This is a genomic window from Nocardia sp. IBHARD005 (assembly GCF_052814245.1).
The window spans coordinates 3434709-3453120 of record NZ_CP199935.1 but is presented as its reverse complement, the minus strand read 5'-3'; the positions used below and the strand labels follow the sequence as shown (position 1 = coordinate 3453120).

The following is an 18412-nucleotide window of genomic DNA, read 5'->3' as shown; positions in this document are numbered from 1 at the left end:
CTACCGACAGGGCCCCATCGAGCACAGCCGCGCAGCGTCCTCAGCCGCGCACGGCCGGAGCGAAGGCGGAGGTACGCCCATCGAGCACAGCCGCGCAGCGTCCTCAGCCGCGCACGGCCGGAGCGAAGGCGGAGGTACGCGTACGCTGACCTCGGACGGGTTCTCAGCCGGGCTGTGCTCGGCGGGTCGACCGGGGCACCCGGTTTGGAACTTCGAGGCCCGGCCCGCTAGTCTTGCAGGGTTGCCTCGTGCGGCCCACGTGGGTCTGCGCTGGCCGACGTCAGTCGGCAAGGCATTTGACGACATCAGTTTCCGGTTCAGCGGGCATACGTGCGCCGCTGTCCGCTTATGACATGAAGGAGCTCGCGACATGGCTGCCGTTTGCGACGTCTGCGCCAAGGGCCCCGGTTTCGGGAAGTCGGTCTCGCACTCGCACCGGCGCACCAACCGTCGCTGGAACCCGAACATCCAGACCGTGCGTGCGCAGGTTGCCCCTGGCAACACCCGCCGGATGAACGTGTGCACCTCCTGCCTGAAGGCGGGCAAGGTCGTCCGCGGCTGATTTTCAGCCCGTACATTCTGCCGACAGTGCCCCGGCACCCCGCGTGGGTGATCCGGGGCTTTGTCGTCCCGCGGCCGAGCGTCGTCGAAAGGGCTCGCCGTGTCTGACTGGCAGATCGCGCCGCTGACGGCGAACCGGGTCACCGAACTCGCCGCCTGCCACATCGCCAGCTGGCGCGAGGCCTACGGCACGCTCGTCCCCGGTCACATCCTCGACGGCTTCGACCTCGAACGCTCCGCGCTCACCTGGGAACGTCGTCGCGCCGACTGCACCCACGAGTTGCCGGTCGCGCTGGTCGGCGACCACCTGATCGGCTTCGCCTGCGGGACGAATTCATCCATACCCGGTCGGCAGGCGGGCCGGTCCGCATCCAGCGAGGGCGAACTCGAAGCGCTCTACGTCCGCAGCGCCTGGCACGGCACCGGTATCGCCGACGCCCTGATCGAAGCCGCCGCCCCCGGATCACCGTGCACCCTCTGGGTCTTCGCCGACTATCCGCGCGCCCACGCCTTCTACCGCAGGCACGGCTTCACCGACACCGGCATCCGCCGAACCGACCCGTTCACCCTCCTGCCCGAACAATTGTGGCGCCGCGACCGGGGTTAGACATACCTCCGCCTTCGCTCCGGCCGTGCGCAAATGACGAACGCTGCCGCGGCTGCGCCCACTATGCGTACCTCCGCCTTCGCTCCGGCCATGCGCGACTGACGAACGCTGCCGCGGCTGCGCCCACTATGCGTACCTCCGCCTTCGCTCCGGCCATGCGCGACTGACGAACGTTGTCGCAGCTGTGCCCAGTGGGCGTACCTCCGCCTTCGCTCCGGCCATGCGCGACTGACGAACGCTGCCGCGGCTGCGCCCACTATGCGTACCTCCGCCTTCGCTCCGGCCATGCGCGACTGACGAACGTTGTCGCAGCTGTGCCCAGTGGGCGTACCTCCGAGTAAGGACTGCGAAACGCTGCGCGTCGGGGGCCCATTAAGGTGACGCCCATGAGTACCACCGAACCGGTCGCCGCCGCCGAGATCATCGACGGCGTGCTCCAGCTGACCATCGCCACCTCCGCCGCGGGCACCTCGATGGATTTCGACCTGATCAACGCGGGCACCGCGGCCCTGCGCGCCCTAGACCCGTCGGTCGGCGCGATCCTGCTCACCGGCGCGGGCGCGAACTTCTGCGCGGGCGGCAATGTCCGCAATTTCGCCGCGTCCGATGACCGCGGCGCCTACCTGCACCAGCTGGCCGACGAACTCCACGATTTCGTCCGCGCGCTCGCGGCCGCCCCGGTCCCCGTGATCGCCGCCGTGCAGGGCTGGGCGGCGGGTGCGGGCATGAGCCTGGTCTGCGCCGCCGATATCGCGATCGGTGGTCCCTCGACGAAACTGCGCCCCGCCTACCCCGGCATCGGCCTGTCCCCCGACGGCGGCATGTCCTGGCTGCTCCCCCGCATCGTCGGCCTGGGCCGCGCCAGCGAGATCCTGCTCACCGACGCCGTCCTCGACGCCGAAGAAGCCGTCCGCCTCGGCATTCTGAGCCGCACTGTCGCCGACGACGACATCCGCGCCGAAGCCCTTCGCCTGGCGCAGACCTTCGTCAACGGCCCCCGCGCCACCTACACGGCCATGAAAAAGCTGCTGGCCCAGTCGCCTACAGCGATTCTGGACCAGCAGCTGGACGCCGAACGCGACAGCATCTCGGCCGCCGCGAACAGCGACACCGGACGCGAAGGCGTCGACGCTTTCGTAGGCAAGCGCAAGCCGAACTACGTGGGCCTCACTGAGAAGTAACCAACTCCCGCGAGTGAACTGACCCACCCGACGCGACCAACGCCACGCCGGAACGAGCCACCACGGGTTTTCGGCCGCCTCGCATCCGAAGGGCGAGACGGAACGCCGAAGGCGCAGTATCGCCCTTCGGATGTGAGGCAATCGGGGCCGAAAACCCTGCGGCGCCAGCCGCTGATGACTCAGTATCGCCCTTCGGATGTGAGGCAATCGGGGCCGAAAACCCTGCGGCGCCAGCCGCTGATGACTCAGTATCGCCCTTCGGATGTGAGGCAATCGGGGCCGAAAACCCTGCGGCGCCAGCCGCTGATGACTCAGTATCGCCCTTCGGATGTGAGGCAATCAGGGCCGAAAACCCAGCGGCGCCAGCCGCTGATGACTCAGTATCGCCCTTCGGATGTGAGGCAATCAGGGCCGAAAACCCAGCGGCGCCAGCCGCTTTAACATGCAGCGCCGAGAGCGCTGAACGTGTTCTGCAGCAGGCAGGTCACCTTCGCGTTCACGCCGGAAGAGATGGTGGAGGTGCCGGTGGAGGTCCATTCCTCGCCGACCTGGGTGGTGGCCACCGGCGCGGCCTGCTCGTTGTAGGGCTCGAGCTGCAGGCCCGCGGCGGTGGCCGAGCCTGCGCCGGCGGTGATGGCGGCGGCCACGGCGGCGGTCGCGAGGGCAGCGCGAACGGTGGTGATGTGCATCGGGTTGTGCTCCTTCATCATTCTCTTCTGGTGCGGGCGACGCCCCGGGTCAGGGCAGCCGCCAGTCGACGGGGTCGGCGCCGAGTTCGTCGAGCAGCTCGTTGACCCGGGAGAACGGTCGTGAACCGAAGAACCCGCGCGAGGCGGAAAGCGGTGAGGGGTGCGCCGATTCGACATAGGGCACCTCGGCATCGACGAGCGTGGGCTTGAGCGAGCGAGCATCGTTGCCCCACAGCACCGCGACGAGTGGTTCGTCGCGGGCGACCAGTGCCCGGATCGCCTGCTCGGTGACCGCTTCCCAGCCTTTGCCGCGATGCGAGGCCGGCGCACCAGGGGTGACGGTGAGTACTCGGTTCAGCAGCAGCACGCCCTGATCCGACCACGGGCTCAGGTCACCACAGGTCGGCGTATCGAAGCCGAGGTCTTTGCTGTATTCGGCGAAGATGTTGGACAGGCTGCGCGGGACCGGCGAAACCTGCGGTGTGACAGAGAAACTCAGCCCCATCGCGTGGCCGGGTGTGGGGTAGGGGTCCTGGCCGACGATGAGCACGCGCACCGCGTCGAACGGGCGCTGGAAGGCCCGCAGCACGTTCTCCCCTTCGGGAAGGTAGCCGCGGCCCGCCGCGTTCTCCTCGCGCAGGAACTCGCCCATTTCGCTGATGCGGTCGGTGACCGGCTCCAGTGCCCGGGCCCAGCCCGGATCGATGATCTCCGACAGTGGTTTGGCACCCATGACCGCACAACCTATCGTTCGTCGTCGGTGGGCGTGGCGTCCGCCCCACGGAACGATTCCCAGCCGGTGCCGCCGGTGGGTGCCGCACCGTCGACGGTGACGCCACTGCCTGCGGTTACTACGCCGATCGGCCGCCAGCCCGCGGGTAGCGCGACACCAGCGGGCCAGGTTCCGGCGAAGGCGTGGTCTTCGCCGCCGGCCAGAATCCATTGCGCGGCATCGGCATCGAGCAATTTCGCGACGGCCGCCAGATCGGGGTCGGTCAGTGCCGCGCGGTGGACGTCGATCGCGACGTTCGACGCGGCGGCGAGATGCCCGAGGTCGGCGAGCAATCCATCGGAGATATCGGTGAGGGCGGTCGGGGTGTGCGTGCCGAACGCGTCGAGGACCGCGGCGTACGGGGGTTGCGGAACACGGTGTGTCGCAAGGGCATAGGTGAAGTCCGGATCGGAAGTGTCGGCGCCACCGGACAATACGGCCAACCCGGCACGCGACCAGCCGAGTTCGCCTGCGACAGCGACGATATCGCCGACACCGGCGCCGGATCGCGTGATCGCGCCTTGGCCGCCGAGATCGCCGAACGCGGTCACCGAGACGACCAGTTGCTCGCTGTGCACCAGATCGCCGCCCGCGATGGAACCCCCGGCACGGCTCGCCTCGATCCACATCCCGTCGGCGATCCCTTCGACCACCGACACCGGCGTTTCAGCCGGGCAGCCGAGCGCGACCACGAACGCCGTCGGCCGCGCCCCCATCGCCACCACGTCGGCGGCGTTCTGCGCGATGGCCTTGCGGCCGATGTCGACGGGCGAGGACCAGTCGAGCCGGAAGTGCCTGCCTTCGACGAGCATGTCGGTGCTCACCACGAACCGCCCATCGGGCGCGGCGACCAGCGCGGCATCGTCACCTGGTCCGATCAGCACGTGCGCGGCCTGCTGCCGACCGGCGTTGATCCGGTCGATGAGGGCGAATTCACCCAGCTCACGCACCGTCTGCGGACGGCTGTCCTCGCTGATGACCGACCCCTTCCCGCTGTGCTGCTGACCGACGAAATCGCCCCGACGGTACCCTTTCGAAGGCGATCGGGCATCACCGACGGTGCAGGCGAACCCTCGAATGGAAGGACCACACAGCTATGGCGGACTCGACACCGGAGGATCGCGACGAGGCGATCACCCCCGACGACACCGCCACCGCCGACACGACATCGTCCGGAGACGAGTCGACGTCCACCACCGCGCAACCAACTGACACACATGCCGCGGACTCCGCTCCGCTCAGCGACCCCGTGAACGCAGGCGCTGACGCCGACGCGGAGGACCCCGACGCCAAAGATGCCGACGCCGACGATGCCGCCGACGCGAACGCGAACGACCCCGATGCGGACGGTGCCGAAAACGCCGACACCGACGATGCCGCGGACGCCGACAGCGACGAGTCGGACTCCGCCGACGCCGACCTCGAGTCGCATCATTCCCCGGCGCTCATCGCCACCGCGGTCGCGCTGCCTGTCGTGCTGATCGTCGCCGTGCTGGTCGCGGCCTTCATCACCCTGCGCGCCCCCGTCGAACGCGCACCCCTCGCCCTAGGCCCGGTCCCGGCCCCCGCGGCCGACGGCCCCGCCTGCCAGGCCCTGCTGCCCGCCCTGCCCGCCGACCTCGGCGACTACACCAAGTCGACCCTCGTCGAACCCGCCCCGCCTGCCACCCGCGCCTGGCAGCTCCCCGACGGCGGCGACCCGATCACCTTGCGCTGCGGCCTCGACCGCCCGCTCGAATTCAACCGCGCGTCCCCGCTGACAGTGATCGACGGCGTGAAGTGGTTCCAGGTCCGCGACGAGGTCGGCAAGACCGGCACCTGGTTCGCCGTCGACCGCGAGACCTACATCGCCCTGACCCTCCCCGACGGCTCCGGCACCAGCGCGGTGCAGACCGTGTCCGAGACCATCAACGCGAATCTGCCTGCCCGCGAACCGACCCCGGGCGAACTCTGAGCTAATCGGCTGTCGCCGTAGGGCTTTCGCGCACAACCCAGCCGAAAGCCCTGCGGCCGAACAGAACCGCTACCGCAGCCCGGTTCCGCGCGCGAGGGCCGTCTCGATCAGCGTCGACACCAGCGTCGGGTAGTCGATGCCGGTGGCTTCCCACATCCGCGGGTACTGCGAGATGGGCGTGAAGCCGGGCATCGTGTTGATCTCGTTGATCACCGGACCGTTCTCGGTGACGAAGAAGTCGACCCGGGCCAGCCCCTGGCAGTCCAGCGCGCGGAACGCGCGCACCGACAGCTCACGGATCTCGTCGGCGACATCGTCGTCGAGCTTGGCGGGCACATCGAATTCGCACACGTCGTCGAGGTATTTGGTGGCGAAGTCGTAGAACTCGGGGGCGGCCGCGTCGGCATCGGGCATCCGGATCTCGGAGACGACGCTGCCCCGCACCTCACCGTCGGCGAATTCCAGTACGCCACACTCGACTTCGCGTCCGACGATGCCCGCTTCGATGATCACCTTCGGGTCGTGCGCACGGGCGGCGGCGATGGCCGCACCGAGATCGGCCCAGTCGGTGATCTTGGTGATGCCGATCGAGGAGCCACCGCGCGCGGGCTTCACGAAGGCAGGCAGGCCGATCCGGGCCCGGTCGGCGCCGGACAGGGTTTCGGTGCCGGGACGCAGCACGACTTGCACGCCGACGGGCAGGGATTCGGCGGCCAGCAATTTCTTGGTGAACTCCTTGTCCATCCCCGCCGCACTGGCCAGCACGCCCGCGCCGACATAGGGAATCCCGGCCAGTTCGAGCATGCCCTGCAGCGTGCCGTCCTCACCGAAGGGCCCGTGCAGGATCGGGAACACGACATCGACATTGCCGAGGACGTCGCTCGAGTCGAGCGCGACCAGCGCACCCGAGCGGCCGGGGTCAGCGGCGAGGGTGAGGGCGGTCCCCGACGCGTCGACCTGCGGTTGCACGCCGTGGCTCAGCGCCAATTCGCCGATCCCGTCGGCCAGCACCCAACCGCCGGTGGGGGTGATGCCGATCGGCACCACCTCGTAGCGCGTCGGATCGAGGTTGCGCAGCACACTGCTCGCCGATACGCACGAGACGGCGTGCTCGCTGCTGCGCCCGCCGAACACCACAGCTACCCTGATCCGTTCCGTCATGAACGTCACCGTAGTAGGTTCTGTCCGTCATGGCGCTATCGCCCTTATTCGGGCTTGATCCGCCTGCCGAGCAGGCTGCCGACGGCCTCGCTCACCGATAGCCCCTCGTGGCACACCTTGTGCACCGCGTCGGTGAGCGGCATCTCCACCCCGTGCTCGGCCGCCAGGGCCCGCACCGATGTGCACGACTTCACACCTTCGGCCACCTGCCCATTGGTCGCTTCCTGCGCGGCGGTCATCGTGCCACCGGCACCGAGCGCGAACCCGAAGGACCGGTTGCGCGACAACGGCGAGGTGCAGGTAGCCACCAGATCGCCGACACCCGCGAGCCCGGCCAGCGTCACCGGTTGCGCACCCAGCGCCACACCCAGCCGCATGACCTCGGCGAGCCCGCGCGTGATCAGGCTGGCGACCGAGTTGTCGCCCAGACCCATGCCCGAGGCGATGCCGCACGCGAGCGCGATGACGTTCTTGCACGCACCACCGATCTCGCAGCCGATCACATCGGTATTGGTGTACGGCCGGAAATACCCGGTGGCACAGGCCCGCTGCGCGGCCACGGCACGCTCGGTATCGGTGCACGCGATCACCGTCGCCGCGGGCTGACGTTGCACGATCTCGTGCGCCAGATTCGGGCCCGACAGCACCGCGATGCGCCCCGGCTCGGCCCCGGTGACCTCCGCGATCACCTGACTCATCCGCAGCAGCGTTCCGGTCTCGATCCCCTTGGCCAGACTCATCAAGGTGGCCTCGGACCCGATATCGCCCTTCCACAGATCCAGATTCGCCCGCAACGACTGCGACGGCACCGCGAGCACCACCAGATCCGCCCCGTCCAGCGCGACCCGATGATCGTCGGTCCCCCGCACCGGCGGCAACTGCACCCCGGGCAGGTAGAACGGATTGCGGTGCTCGGTATCGAGCGCCTGCGCCACCTCGGCCCGCCTGGCCCAGATCGTCACCTCGGTCCCCGCCTCGGCCAACACCTTCGCGAACGCCGTACCCCACGACCCCGCACCCATAACCGCCGCCCTCGTCATCAGCCCAATATGCCATGCAAGGATCGAAGCCATGCACACCGTGCACGCCGTCATGGCGGTCAAACACATCGGCCGGGCCAAGAGCAGGCTGGCGAACGTGCTGAGCACCGAGCAGCGCGCCCAGCTCGTACTGGCCATGTTCACCGACACCGCCGTGGCCGCTACCGCCGTGCCCGCGCTGTTGTCGCTGACCGTGGTCACTCCCGATCCGCTGGTCGCCGCCCGCGCTCTCGAACTCGGCGCGCACGTGATCGATGAACCCGCGGCCGGCGACGATCCGCTCAATGCCGCGCTCGCGGCGGGCGCCGCCGACGTGCGCGACCGCCACGGCCCCACCCACCTGCTCGCGTTGCAGGCCGACCTGCCCGCCCTGCGCCCGTCCGAGCTCGCCGACGTACTCACCCTCGCCGTCGGCGCTCGATCGGTGGTGATCGATCACACGGGCACCGGCACCGCCGCATTGGTGGTTCGCGATATCGCCGCGCCGCTGTCGCCCCGTTTCGGTGCCGATTCCGCGCGCGCACACCGCGACGGTGGGGCAGTACCACTGCTCGGGCACTGGCCCGGCCTGCGCTGCGATGTCGACACCCCCGAGGATCTCGACGTCGTCCGCGGGCTCGGAGTCGGCGAATGCACCGCGTCGACCCTGCGCGAATTCGGATTCTCGCCGCACAGAAGTGATCCCGTTCGCACCGTGTGCTAGCTGATCGCCACCTTCGGACCGGACGCGACGATCCGTGCGATGTCGTGATGCGCGGTGCCCCTTCCTCGAGGGATGATTGATCCCGTGAGCGATACGGAAACCATCAAGCAGCTTGTCCCGATTTCCCCGCCACCCGCGGCCGCGATCACCTCGGGCGCAAGCGCGGTGTCGCTACGGTTGCCCCGCGATCGCTACCTCAACCGCGAACTGAGCTGGCTCGACTTCAATGCCCGCGTGCTCGCCCTCGCCGAGGACGCCTCGCTGCCGTTGCTGGAGCGGGCCAAGTTCCTCGCGATCTTCGCCTCCAATCTCGACGAGTTCTACATGGTGCGCGTCGCCGGCCTGAAACGCCGTGCCGAAACCGGTCTGTCGGTGCGCTCGGCCGACGGTCGCTCACCGTCGGAACAGCTGGAGATGATCACCGCCCGCGCTCAGGAACTCGCCGAGCGGCACGCGAAGGTCTTCATCGACGCGGTGAACCCGGCGTTGTCGGCCGAGGGCATCGACATCATTCTCTGGAGCGACCTCGACGACGATGAGCGCCAACGTCTCTCGAACTACTTCACCGACCAGGTGTTCCCGGTCCTCACCCCGCTCGCCGTCGACCCGGCGCACCCGTTCCCCTACATCTCCGGCCTGAGCCTCAACCTCGCCGTGACGGTGCGCGATACCGGCACCGGCGGCGAGCACTTCGCGCGTGTGAAGGTGCCCGACAACGTCGACCGCTTCGTGCGCGTTCGCCGCACCGGGGCGCCGTCGGCGATCGCGGCGTTCCTGCCGATGGAAGACCTCATCGCCGCCCATCTGGACCTGTTGTTCCCCGGTCTGACCGTGGTGGAGACGCATTCGTTCCGGATCACCCGCAACGCCGATTTCGAGGTCGACGAGGACCGCGACGAAGACCTGCTGCAGGCGATGGAGCGCGAACTCGCCCGTCGCCGCTTCGGCAAGCCGGTGCGCCTCGAGGTCTCCGACGACATGACCGAGCACATGCTGGAGTTGCTACTACGTGAGCTAGAGGTCGACCCCGCCGACGTCATCCAGGTACCTGGCCTGCTCGACCTGTCCTGCCTGTGGCAGGTCTACGGTGTCGACCGCCCCGAACTCAAAGACGCGCCGTATGTCCCGGCCACCCCGGCGGCCTTCGGTGAGCGCGAGACCCCGCGCAATGTCTTCGCCGCGCTGCGCGAGGGCGATGTGCTGGTGCACCACCCTTACGACTCCTTCTCCACCAGCGTGCAGCGCTTCATCGAACAGGCCGCGGCCGACCCGCAGGTGCTCGCGATCAAGCAGACCCTCTACCGCACCTCCGGTGACTCCCCCATCATCAATTCGCTGATCGAGGCCGCCGAGGCAGGCAAGCAGGTCGTCGCGCTGGTCGAGATCAAGGCCCGCTTCGACGAGCAGGCCAACATCAAATGGGCACGCGAACTGGAACAGGCGGGCGTGCACGTGGTCTACGGCCTGGTCGGCCTCAAGACCCACTGCAAGACCTGCCTGGTGGTGCGTCGCGAGGGTTCCACGATCCGCCGCTACTGCCACATCGGCACCGGCAACTACAACCCGAAGACCGCGCGCCTGTACGAGGATGTCGGATTGTTCACCGCCGCACCCGAGGTCGGCGCCGATCTCACCGACCTGTTCAATTCGCTGACCGGATACTCCCGCAAGGAGGACTACCGCAACCTGATGGTCGCGCCACTGGGCGTGCGCGCGGGCATCATCGAGCGCATCGATCGCGAAATCGAGCTGGCCGGACAGGGGTGCGCTGCCCGGATCCGGATCAAAGCCAACGCGATCGTCGACGAGCAGATCATCGACGCGCTCTACCGCGCCTCCCAGGCGGGCGTGCCGGTGCAGATCGTGGTGCGCGGCATCTGCGGCCTACGCGCGGGTGTGCCCGGCCTGAGCGAGAACATCGAGGTGCGCTCGATCCTCGGCCGGTTCCTCGAACATTCGCGGGTCATGGAATTCGGTGCGCAGGATCAGACCTGGATCGGCAGCGCCGACATGATGCACCGCAATCTCGACCGCCGCGTCGAAGTGATGGTGCAGGTGACCGATCCCAAGCTCGTCGATCAGCTCGCGCGGGTGTTCGATTCCGCGCTCGATCCGGCGACCCGCTGCTGGATCCTGCTGCCGGACGGGACCTGGCAGGCCAGTCCTTCCGATGTCGAGGCCGACCAGGTGCGTGATCACCAAGCGTTCCTCATGCGTTTGCGTCGCCCCGATCAGCCGTGAGCGCACAGAGCAAGGACGCGTCGTTGCGCGACCCGAGGGTACGCCCCAATATTCATGCGGCTGGGGCGGTTCTGTGGCGTGCGGGCGCCGCAGGCCCGGAGATCGGTGTCATCCACCGGCCGAAATACGGTGACTGGTCGCTGCCGAAGGGCAAGCTCGATCCCGGTGAGACCCCGGTGGTCGCGGCCGTGCGCGAGGTAGCCGAGGAAACCGGCCTGCCCGCCACGCTGGGGCGCTATCTCGGCCACGTCACCTATCCGATCCCGGGACACCGTCAGCTCAAGCGGGTCGACTACTGGGCCGCCGAGGCCGCCGAGGGCGACTTCGCCGTCAACGCCGAAGTCGACCAGCTGCGCTGGTTCGCGCTGGCCGAGGTGATGGACCAGCTGTCGTATCCGATGGACCGCCAGATCGTCCGGATCTTCGCCCGGCTGCCCGCCCGCACCAACACGGTGCTGCTGGTGCGCCACGCCAAGGCGGGCAAGCGCCACCGCTTCGACGGACCCGACGAGTTACGACCGCTGGAGGCCGCCGGGGAACAGCAGGCGAAGGGATTGACGCCGAATCTGTTGGCGTTCGGCGCATCCGAGATCTATTCCGCCGATCCGCTGCGCTGCATCCAAACCGTGACCCCGTTGGCAGAACAGCTCGATGCCGAAATCAATTGCGAGCCAATGTTTTCCGAGCAAGGTTACGATTCAGCGAAAAGCACCGCGCGGCAACGGTTTCTGTCGTTGGTAACAGATCGGGGGGTGCCGGTGGTGTGTAGTCAGGGCGGGGTGATTCCCGATCTCACCCAGTGGCTGGCCGAGCAGGGCGGGCTCACGCTACCCTCGGCGCGCAATCGCAAGGGCAGCGTCTGGGCATTGTCGTTCGTCGAGGACCGATTGGTCGCGGCGAACCATATGGACCGTTCGCTGTCGACGGCAATCGTCACCACCTGAGTCACCCGGACAGCCCTCGAAACAGCCGAAACGGCCCCGGGATTCCCGGGGCCGTTCTCGGTCCAGTGGTGGGTGATGCGCTCAATAGGCACAGGCGCGACAGCGGTCCTCAGCCTTTCGCGCATGGCCGGAGCGAAGGCGGAGGTACGCCTTACGTGCACATTCCCCGACCCGATCCCGCTGCGGCAGGATCAACGAGCACGACGGGCGGCAGTCTTCTTAGCAGCAGTCTTCTTAGCGGCAGGAGCCTTCTTCGCAGCAGTGGTCTTCTTGACCGCCGTGGTCTTGGCAGCCGTGACCTTCTTGGCAGGAGCCTTCTTGGCCGCCGTCACCTTCTTGGCAGGCGCCTTGGCCGCCGTCACTTTCTTTGCCGCCGTGGTCTTCTTGGCGGCGGGTGCCTTGGTGGCGGCCTTGCGGGCCGTGGTCTTCGCGGGGCCCTTCGACGGCGTGGCCTTCTTGGCCGCGGTCTTCTTCGCCGCGGTCTTCTTGGCTGCCGCCTTCTTCGCCGCCACCGGGGCATTCACGCCTCGCTTGACGGCAGGCCCGGACGAGGCCAGCTTCTGCTTACCCGCGATGACCGCCTTGAACTGTGCGCCCGGCCGGAAGGCAGGCACCGAAGTGGCCTTCACCTTCACGGTTTCACCGGTACGCGGGTTACGGGCAACCCGGGGAGCACGCTTGCGCTGTTCGAACACACCGAATCCGGTGATGGTGACGCTCTGACCCTTGTGCACGGCACGGACGATGGTGTCGACAACATTCTCGACAGCCGCGGTTGCCGTCCGCCTGTCCGTACCCAACTTTTCGGTCAGAACGTCGATCAGTTCCGCCTTGTTCATTGAATCCTCCGCAGACTAATGGCCCGTCGTCGGACCGACTAGGTACCACGGTAAACCCAGTTTGAGCAAGAGTCTATGTGCCACGCCAAAATTCATGTGGTTTAGCACACGTCCAGCTACCGCTGCCCGGGATGCGCCCCTAAGCGCCCCAGCTGATTACGCCCGTGAAATAGGCTCCGGCAGCGTCACGGGTTTCCATGACGGCCTTCCCTTTTCGAACTCGCCGATGACGTCGGCCTGTCGCAGGGTGAGCCCGATGTCGTCCAAACCCTCCAGCAGACGCCAGCGGGTGTAGTCGTCAATATCGAACGGCAACACGACGGTTCCCGCTGTGACGGTGCGCGCGGACAGGTCGACAACCAATTCGATGCCGGGCTGTTCCTCGATCAGCTTCCAGAGCATTTCGACATCGTTCTGTGACATCTGCGCGGCCAACAGCCCGCCCTTACCCGCATTTCCCCGGAAGATGTCGGCGAAACGAGACGAGATGACCACCCGAAAGCCGTAGTCCGACAGCGCCCACACCGCGTGCTCACGCGAAGAACCGGTGCCGAAATCCGGGCCGGCCACCAGCACGCTGCCACGGTTGTACGGCTCGGTGTTGAGAATGAACTCCGGGTCGGCACGCCATCCGGCGAACAAGCCGTCCTCGAAACCCGTTCGGGTCACGCGCTTCAGGTAAACGGCGGGGATGATCTGATCGGTGTCGACATTGGACCGGCGCAGCGGCACACCGATGCCTTTGTGAACGGTGAAGGCTTCCATAACGATTCCCTTTCGATCTGTCGGTGATCGGTGACTCAGGCCAGATCAGCGGGTGAGGACAGGGTTCCCCGGACCGCCGTCGCGGCGGCGACCAGCGGCGAGACCAGGTGCGTGCGACCGCCCTTGCCCTGCCTGCCCTCGAAATTGCGGTTCGAGGTAGACGCGCAGCGCTGGCCCGGTTCCAGCTGATCGGGATTCATACCCAGGCACATCGAGCAGCCCGCCTGACGCCATTCCGCGCCCGCGGCGGTGAAAATCTCGCCGAGTCCTTCTTTTTCCGCCTGCGCGCGCACCCGCATCGAGCCTGGCACAACCAGCATTCGCAAGCCCTCGGCGACGTGACGGCCCTTCAAAATATCGGCGACGGCACGCAGGTCCTCGATCCGGCCGTTGGTGCAGGAGCCGACGAATACGGTGTCGACACTCACCTCACGCAGCGGCATTCCCGGCGTCAGGTCCATGTAGCGCAATGCCTTCTCGGCGGATTCGCGCTCGTTCTCGTCGGCGATCTGGGCCGGGTCGGGCACATTCGCGCCCAGCGGCAGGCCCTGGCCGGGATTGGTGCCCCACGTGACGAACGGGGTCAGCGTGTTCGCGTCGATGTGGACCTCGGCGTCGAACTCCGCGCCTTCGTCGGTGACCAGCGCGTCCCAGGAGGCCACTGCGGCATCCCAGTCGGCTCCCTGCGGTGCGTGCGGGCGGCCCTTCAGGAATTCGTAGGTCACCGCGTCGGGGCCGATCATGCCCGCGCGTGCGCCCGCCTCGATGGACATATTGCAGATCGTCATCCGCGCTTCCATCGACAGCTTGCGAATCGCCTCGCCGCGATATTCCAGCACATAGCCCTGGCCGCCGCCGGTGCCGATCTCGGCGATCACGGCCAGGATCAGGTCCTTGCTCGTGACGCCGGGCGCCAATTCGCCGTCGACGGTGATGGCCATCGTCTTGAACGGGCGCAGCGACAGCGTCTGGGTGGCGAGCACGTGCTCGACCTCACTGGTGCCGATGCCCATCGCCAGCGCGCCGAACGCGCCGTGGGTGGAGGTGTGGCTGTCACCGCAGACGACGGTCATGCCGGGCTGGGTGAGACCGAGCTGCGGACCGACCACGTGCACGATGCCCTGCTCCACGTCGCCCATCGAGTGCAGGCGCACGCCGAATTCGGCACAGTTGCGGCGCAGCGTCTCCACCTGGGTGCGCGAGATCGGGTCGGCGATCGGCTTGTCGATATCGGTGGTGGGGACGTTGTGGTCCTCGGTGGCGATGGTGAGATCGGTTCTGCGCACCGGACGGCCCGCCGCGCGTAGCCCGTCGAAGGCCTGCGGGCTGGTCACCTCGTGCACGAGGTGCAGATCGATGTAGATCAGGTCGGGTTCACGGGAGGAACCATCGCCTTCGCCTTTGGCGACGACGTGCTGTTCCCACACCTTCTCGGCCAGTGTGCGAGCGCGCTCGGCCATAGCTTGATCACCTTTCGACGGACATACTTGGTATCTCAGCATTTGAGACGTTAGTATCGTTCTATGAGACAGCATAGCGGTATCGGTGTTCTCGACAAAGCCGTGGCGGTGCTCTACGCCGTCGCCGACGAGCCCTGCGGTCTCAACGACCTGTGCACCCGCACCGGCCTGCCACGCGCCACCGCGCATCGGCTGGCGGTCGGGCTGGAGACGCATCGGCTGCTGGCCCGTGACGGCAACGGATTGTGGCGGCCAGGACCCGCGCTCACCGAGTTGTCGGCGGGGGCGGCCGACCCACTGGTGGAGGCCGCAAGTGCCATTCTGCCCCGCCTGCGTGAGATCACCGGCGAGAGCGTCCAGCTGTACTGCCGCGACGGGCACGCACGCGTCTGCGTCGCCGCGCTGGAGCCGCCGGTCGGCCTTCGTGACACGGTGCCGGTCGGTTCGCGGCTACCGCTCACCGCGGGTTCGGCGGCGAAGGTGTTGCTGGCGTGGGCCGATCCCGAGTTGCAGCGCATAGTCCTGGCCGACGCCGTGTTCGGCGACCGGGCGCTGGCCGAGGTGCGCAAGCGTGGCTGGGCGCAGAGTGCCGCCGAGCGCGCGCAGGGCGTGGCGAGCGTGTCGGCGCCGGTGCGTGATCCGGGCGGGGTGATCGTGGCCGCCGTTTCGGTGTCGGGGCCGATCGATCGGATGGGCCGCAGGCCGGGTGCGCGCTGGGCCGCCGATCTGGTCGCGGCCGCCGAGGCACTGCACAAGCGATTGTAGAAACGAAGAAGGCTCCCGGTCGGATTCGACCGGGAGCCTTACTTTGCTTTGTAGCCCCGACGGGATTCGAACCCGCGCTACCGCCTTGAGAGGGCGGCGTCCTAGGCCGCTAGACGACGGGGCCAGGACGATCTCACCAGGGTGAAACCTTGCTGGGGTACCAGGACTCGAACCTAGAATGGCTGTACCAGAAACAGCTGTGTTGCCAATTACACCATACCCCAAAGACCGAAACGCCCGACCTTGCAATCTCCACCGAGTGGTTGTCGGTGTTGCGAGGCCGTGTTCCGCGGCGATGAGAAGATTACCAAACACTAGGGGGTAAACTACAAATCGCCTGGTCAGAAGCCGCTTTTCGGCCGATTTAGCACCCTGTGAAGCGGATGCGGCGCAGTGGCCGCACCCGCTCCCCACGGCTACTGCGCGGCAGGAGCCCATCCACGCGCGGCCCGCAGCCGGTCCAGCGAGGCCTCGCGGCCGAGCAGCTCCATCGACTCGTACAGCGGCGGGCTGATATGCGAGCCCGTCACCGCGACCCGCACCGGCGCGAACGCCTTGCGCGGCTTGAGCCCCAGATCGTCGACCAGCGCCTTTTTCAGCGCCTCCTCCAGTGCCGGGGTGGTCCACTCGCTCAGCGGCTCCACAGCGGCGATCGCGGCATCGAGTACGGGATCGGCCTCGGCACCGAGATTCTTGGTGCCCGCCGCCTGGTCGATCGCGAAGTCCCCTGGCGTGACGAACAGGAACTTCAGCAGGTCCCACGCGTCACCGAGCACCACGATGCGGGTCTGCACGAGTTCGGCGGCGACCAGGAAGGTCTTCTCGTCGATTTCGGCGCCGATGTGGCCCTGCGCGGTGAGGAACTCGCGCAAACGGTGACCGAAATCGCCGGGCTCGAGAAGGCGAATCTGCTCGGCATTGATCGCGTCGGCCTTCTTCTGATCGAAGCGGGCCGGATTCGAATTCACCGAGTAAATATCGAAAGCCGCGACCATTTCCAGCATGGAGAACACATCGCGGTCCTCGCCGATGCTCCAGCCGAGCAGGGCGAGGTAATTCAGCAAACCCTCGGGGATGAATCCGCGGTCGCGATGCAGAAACAGATTCGATTCCGGGTCGCGCTTGGACAGTTTCTTGTTGCCCTGGCCCATGACGAACGGCAGATGGCCGAACTCGGGCGTGAACTCGGCAACGCCGATACGCTGCAGCGCGGCATACAGCGCGAGCTGACGTGGTGTCGAGGACAGCAGATCCTCGCCCCGCAACACATGGGTGATCCGCATCATCGCGTCGTCGACCGGATTCACCAATGTGTAGAGCGGGTCGCCATTGCCACGGGTGAGGGCGAAATCGGGGACGGTCCCGGCTTTGAAGGTGGTTTCCCCGCGGACAAGATCGTTCCATCCGAGATCTTCGTCGGGCATCCGTAAACGGACCACGGCGGGGCGGCCCTCGGCTTTGTACGCCGCGATCTGCTCGGCACTGAGGTCGCGATCGAAATTGTCGTAACCGAGTTTCGGATCACGGCCGACAGCGCGATGACGGGCCTCGACTTCCTCCGGCGTCGAGAACGCTTCATAGGCCTCGCCCGCCTCGAGCAGCCGGCGCACCACGTCGAGATGGGAATCGCGGCGCAGCGACTGCCGGTAGGGCTCGTAGGGTCCGCCGACCTCGGGGCCCTCGTCCCAGATGAGCCCGAGCCAGCGCAGCGCGTCGAGCAGCGCGCGGTAGGAATCCTCGGAATCGCGTGCGGCGTCGGTGTCTTCGATGCGGAACACGAACGTGCCGCCGTGGTGGCGCGCGAACGCCCAGTTGAACAGCGCCGTGCGCACCAGGCCGACGTGCGGCGTGCCGGTCGGGGACGGGCAGAAACGGACCCGTACTTCAGTCATGACTCTCTTCTTTCGCTGTCTCAGCGCTTGGTGGCAACAGGATTGGTGAGGGTGCCGATGCCCTCGACGGTGACCGACACGTTCTGCCCGGCCCGCAGCGGACCGACGCCTTCCGGTGTGCCGGTGAGGATCACGTCACCGGGCAGCAGGGTCATCACCGAGCTGATCCATTCGATGATCTTCGGAATGTCGTGCAGCAACAGCGAAGTGCGGCTGCGCTGGCGGACCTCACCGTCTACTTCGGTGGTGATTTCCAGATCGCTTGGGTCCAGCGCGGTTTCGATCCACGGGCCGAGCGGGCAGAACGTGTCGTAGCCCTTGGCCCTGGTCCACTGTCCGTCGTGGCGCTGCTGATCACGAGCGGTGACATCGTTGGCGATGGTGTAGCCCAGGATCACCTCCGACGCCTTCGCCGCGGAGACGTCCTTGCACGGACGGCCGATCACCACGGCCAGCTCACCCTCGTAGTCGACCTGAGAAGAGCTGGGCGGCAGGATGATCGATGCGTTCGGGCCGATGATCGACGTGTTCGGCTTGATGAAGATCACCGGGTCCACCGGTGCCTCGCCACCCATTTCGGCCGCGTGGGCGGCGTAGTTCTTGCCGATGCAGATCACTTTGCTCGCCAGGATCGGCGCCAGCAGGCGGATATCGGCCAGCGGCCAGCTCCGCCCGGTGAACGTCGGCGAGCCGAACGGATGTTCGGCGATCTCCTTGGCGACGGCATCGCTTCCGTCGCCCTCGATGCTGACGAAAGCAACTCCATCGGGACTGGCAACTCGACCTAAGCGCATGCCCCGGAGTCTATCGAGACGGGGCTACCTGCCCGAACGCGCCC

The 18412-nt window shown here is 67.3% G+C and carries 18 protein-coding genes and 2 tRNA genes; 8 read left to right on the top strand and 12 right to left on the bottom strand.

Annotation, left to right across the window (positions count from 1 at the left end; genetic code table 11):
• The first annotated feature begins 370 nt into the window (after positions 1 to 370).
• From rpmB to ACTWPB_RS16085, 3 genes are all read left to right on the top strand, one after another.
• Positions 371 to 562, top strand: a complete 192-nt coding sequence (gene rpmB, locus ACTWPB_RS16095) for a 50S ribosomal protein L28 (RefSeq protein WP_011210730.1) — start codon at positions 371 to 373, stop codon at positions 560 to 562.
• 99 nt (positions 563 to 661) lie between these two features.
• Positions 662 to 1168: a GNAT family N-acetyltransferase gene (locus ACTWPB_RS16090; protein WP_446221477.1), complete on the top strand. Its 507-nt coding sequence runs from the start codon at positions 662 to 664 to the stop codon at positions 1166 to 1168.
• A gap of 386 nt (positions 1169 to 1554) precedes the next feature.
• Positions 1555 to 2349: an enoyl-CoA hydratase/isomerase family protein gene (locus ACTWPB_RS16085; RefSeq protein WP_446221476.1), complete on the top strand. Its 795-nt coding sequence runs from the start codon at positions 1555 to 1557 to the stop codon at positions 2347 to 2349.
• Between the two features lie 437 nt (positions 2350 to 2786).
• Here the strand turns inward: ACTWPB_RS16085 and ACTWPB_RS16080 are convergent, their stop codons facing one another.
• Genes ACTWPB_RS16080 through ACTWPB_RS16070 form a run of 3 tightly spaced genes read right to left on the bottom strand, consistent with a single transcriptional unit; the run spans position 2787 to position 4787 of the window.
• Positions 2787 to 3038, bottom strand: a complete 252-nt coding sequence (locus ACTWPB_RS16080; protein WP_446221475.1) for a hypothetical protein — start codon at positions 3036 to 3038, stop codon at positions 2787 to 2789.
• Between the two features lie 49 nt (positions 3039 to 3087).
• A complete protein-coding gene (locus ACTWPB_RS16075; RefSeq protein WP_358064032.1) occupies positions 3088 to 3771 on the bottom strand; it encodes a uracil-DNA glycosylase in 684 nt (227 codons plus the stop codon).
• Positions 3772 to 3782: 11 nt separating this feature from the next.
• Positions 3783 to 4787 (bottom strand): thiamine-phosphate kinase, encoded by a 1005-nt coding sequence (locus ACTWPB_RS16070; RefSeq protein WP_446226360.1) that lies wholly within the window; start codon positions 4785 to 4787, stop codon positions 3783 to 3785.
• A gap of 119 nt (positions 4788 to 4906) precedes the next feature.
• On the opposite strand from ACTWPB_RS16070, the gene ACTWPB_RS16065 reads away from it, so the two are divergent.
• On the top strand, positions 4907 to 5764 hold the full coding sequence (locus ACTWPB_RS16065) for a DUF3515 domain-containing protein (RefSeq protein WP_446221474.1): 858 nt from the start codon (positions 4907 to 4909) through the stop codon (positions 5762 to 5764).
• Positions 5765 to 5833: 69 nt separating this feature from the next.
• Here ACTWPB_RS16065 and ACTWPB_RS16060 read toward each other — a convergent pair whose 3' ends face one another.
• A complete protein-coding gene (locus ACTWPB_RS16060; protein WP_446221473.1) occupies positions 5834 to 6925 on the bottom strand; it encodes a D-alanine--D-alanine ligase family protein in 1092 nt (363 codons plus the stop codon).
• A gap of 44 nt (positions 6926 to 6969) precedes the next feature.
• Positions 6970 to 7965, bottom strand: a complete 996-nt coding sequence (locus ACTWPB_RS16055) for an NAD(P)H-dependent glycerol-3-phosphate dehydrogenase (protein WP_446221472.1) — start codon at positions 7963 to 7965, stop codon at positions 6970 to 6972.
• Positions 7966 to 7996: 31 nt separating this feature from the next.
• Here ACTWPB_RS16055 and cofC point away from each other — a divergent pair, with 31 nt between their 5' ends.
• From cofC to ACTWPB_RS16040, 3 genes are all read left to right on the top strand, one after another.
• On the top strand, positions 7997 to 8668 hold the full coding sequence (cofC, locus tag ACTWPB_RS16050; protein WP_446221471.1) for a 2-phospho-L-lactate guanylyltransferase: 672 nt from the start codon (positions 7997 to 7999) through the stop codon (positions 8666 to 8668).
• A gap of 72 nt (positions 8669 to 8740) precedes the next feature.
• Positions 8741 to 10909 (top strand): RNA degradosome polyphosphate kinase, encoded by a 2169-nt coding sequence (locus ACTWPB_RS16045; protein ID WP_446221470.1) that lies wholly within the window; start codon positions 8741 to 8743, stop codon positions 10907 to 10909.
• Positions 10906 to 11853 (top strand): NUDIX hydrolase, encoded by a 948-nt coding sequence (locus ACTWPB_RS16040; RefSeq protein ID WP_446221469.1) that lies wholly within the window; start codon positions 10906 to 10908, stop codon positions 11851 to 11853. Before ACTWPB_RS16045 ends, ACTWPB_RS16040 begins: the two co-directional genes overlap by 4 nt.
• 191 nt (positions 11854 to 12044) lie before the next feature.
• On the opposite strand, the gene ACTWPB_RS16035 is transcribed toward ACTWPB_RS16040, so the two are convergent.
• The 3 genes from ACTWPB_RS16035 to leuC all read right to left on the bottom strand — a co-directional run bounded on the left by ACTWPB_RS16035 (position 12045) and on the right by leuC (position 14917).
• Positions 12045 to 12692 carry an HU family DNA-binding protein gene (locus tag ACTWPB_RS16035; protein ID WP_446221468.1) on the bottom strand — a complete coding sequence of 216 codons (648 nt, stop codon included), beginning with the start codon at positions 12690 to 12692 and terminating at the stop codon, positions 12045 to 12047.
• 156 nt (positions 12693 to 12848) lie between these two features.
• Positions 12849 to 13457 (bottom strand): 3-isopropylmalate dehydratase small subunit, encoded by a 609-nt coding sequence (leuD, locus tag ACTWPB_RS16030; RefSeq protein WP_382257605.1) that lies wholly within the window; start codon positions 13455 to 13457, stop codon positions 12849 to 12851.
• Between the two features lie 35 nt (positions 13458 to 13492).
• Positions 13493 to 14917, bottom strand: coding sequence for a 3-isopropylmalate dehydratase large subunit (leuC, locus tag ACTWPB_RS16025; protein ID WP_446221467.1), 1425 nt, complete (start codon positions 14915 to 14917; stop codon positions 13493 to 13495).
• A 63-nt stretch (positions 14918 to 14980) separates the two neighbouring features.
• Between leuC and ACTWPB_RS16020 the strand changes: the two genes are divergently transcribed.
• Positions 14981 to 15682 carry an IclR family transcriptional regulator gene (locus ACTWPB_RS16020; RefSeq protein WP_446221466.1) on the top strand — a complete coding sequence of 234 codons (702 nt, stop codon included), beginning with the start codon at positions 14981 to 14983 and terminating at the stop codon, positions 15680 to 15682.
• 51 nt (positions 15683 to 15733) lie between these two features.
• On the opposite strand, the gene ACTWPB_RS16015 is transcribed toward ACTWPB_RS16020, so the two are convergent.
• From ACTWPB_RS16015 to ACTWPB_RS16000, 4 genes are all read right to left on the bottom strand, one after another.
• Positions 15734 to 15806, bottom strand: a tRNA-Glu gene (locus ACTWPB_RS16015).
• Between the two features lie 28 nt (positions 15807 to 15834).
• A tRNA-Gln gene (locus ACTWPB_RS16010) sits at positions 15835 to 15906 on the bottom strand.
• Between the two features lie 192 nt (positions 15907 to 16098).
• Entirely contained in the window at positions 16099 to 17574 is a 1476-nt protein-coding gene (gene gltX / locus ACTWPB_RS16005; RefSeq protein ID WP_446221465.1) for a glutamate--tRNA ligase, read from the bottom strand.
• Between the two features lie 20 nt (positions 17575 to 17594).
• Positions 17595 to 18368 (bottom strand): fumarylacetoacetate hydrolase family protein, encoded by a 774-nt coding sequence (locus tag ACTWPB_RS16000; RefSeq protein ID WP_446221464.1) that lies wholly within the window; start codon positions 18366 to 18368, stop codon positions 17595 to 17597.
• Positions 18369 to 18412 lie beyond the last annotated feature (44 nt).

Excerpts from the sequence above, each read along its gene's own strand:
- ACTWPB_RS16075 (WP_358064032.1), bottom strand. The coding sequence starts at position 3,771 with ATGGGTGCCAAACCACTGTCGGAGATCATCGATCCGGGCTGGGCCCGG.
- ACTWPB_RS16060 (WP_446221473.1), bottom strand. The coding sequence starts at position 6,925 with ATGACGGAACGGATCAGGGTAGCTGTGGTGTTCGGCGGGCGCAGCAGC.
- ACTWPB_RS16085 (WP_446221476.1), top strand. The coding sequence starts at position 1,555 with ATGAGTACCACCGAACCGGTCGCCGCCGCCGAGATCATCGACGGCGTG.
- ACTWPB_RS16035 (WP_446221468.1), bottom strand. The coding sequence starts at position 12,692 with ATGAACAAGGCGGAACTGATCGACGTTCTGACCGAAAAGTTGGGTACG.
- leuC (WP_446221467.1), bottom strand. The coding sequence starts at position 14,917 with ATGGCCGAGCGCGCTCGCACACTGGCCGAGAAGGTGTGGGAACAGCAC.
- ACTWPB_RS16000 (WP_446221464.1), bottom strand. The coding sequence starts at position 18,368 with ATGCGCTTAGGTCGAGTTGCCAGTCCCGATGGAGTTGCTTTCGTCAGC.
- ACTWPB_RS16065 (WP_446221474.1), top strand. The coding sequence starts at position 4,907 with ATGGCGGACTCGACACCGGAGGATCGCGACGAGGCGATCACCCCCGAC.
- ACTWPB_RS16045 (WP_446221470.1), top strand. The coding sequence starts at position 8,741 with ATGATTGATCCCGTGAGCGATACGGAAACCATCAAGCAGCTTGTCCCG.
- leuD (WP_382257605.1), bottom strand. The coding sequence starts at position 13,457 with ATGGAAGCCTTCACCGTTCACAAAGGCATCGGTGTGCCGCTGCGCCGG.
- ACTWPB_RS16055 (WP_446221472.1), bottom strand. The coding sequence starts at position 7,965 with ATGACGAGGGCGGCGGTTATGGGTGCGGGGTCGTGGGGTACGGCGTTC.
- gltX (WP_446221465.1), bottom strand. The coding sequence starts at position 17,574 with ATGACTGAAGTACGGGTCCGTTTCTGCCCGTCCCCGACCGGCACGCCG.
- ACTWPB_RS16080 (WP_446221475.1), bottom strand. The coding sequence starts at position 3,038 with ATGCACATCACCACCGTTCGCGCTGCCCTCGCGACCGCCGCCGTGGCC.
- cofC (WP_446221471.1), top strand. The coding sequence starts at position 7,997 with ATGCACACCGTGCACGCCGTCATGGCGGTCAAACACATCGGCCGGGCC.
- rpmB (WP_011210730.1), top strand. The coding sequence starts at position 371 with ATGGCTGCCGTTTGCGACGTCTGCGCCAAGGGCCCCGGTTTCGGGAAG.
- ACTWPB_RS16020 (WP_446221466.1), top strand. The coding sequence starts at position 14,981 with ATGAGACAGCATAGCGGTATCGGTGTTCTCGACAAAGCCGTGGCGGTG.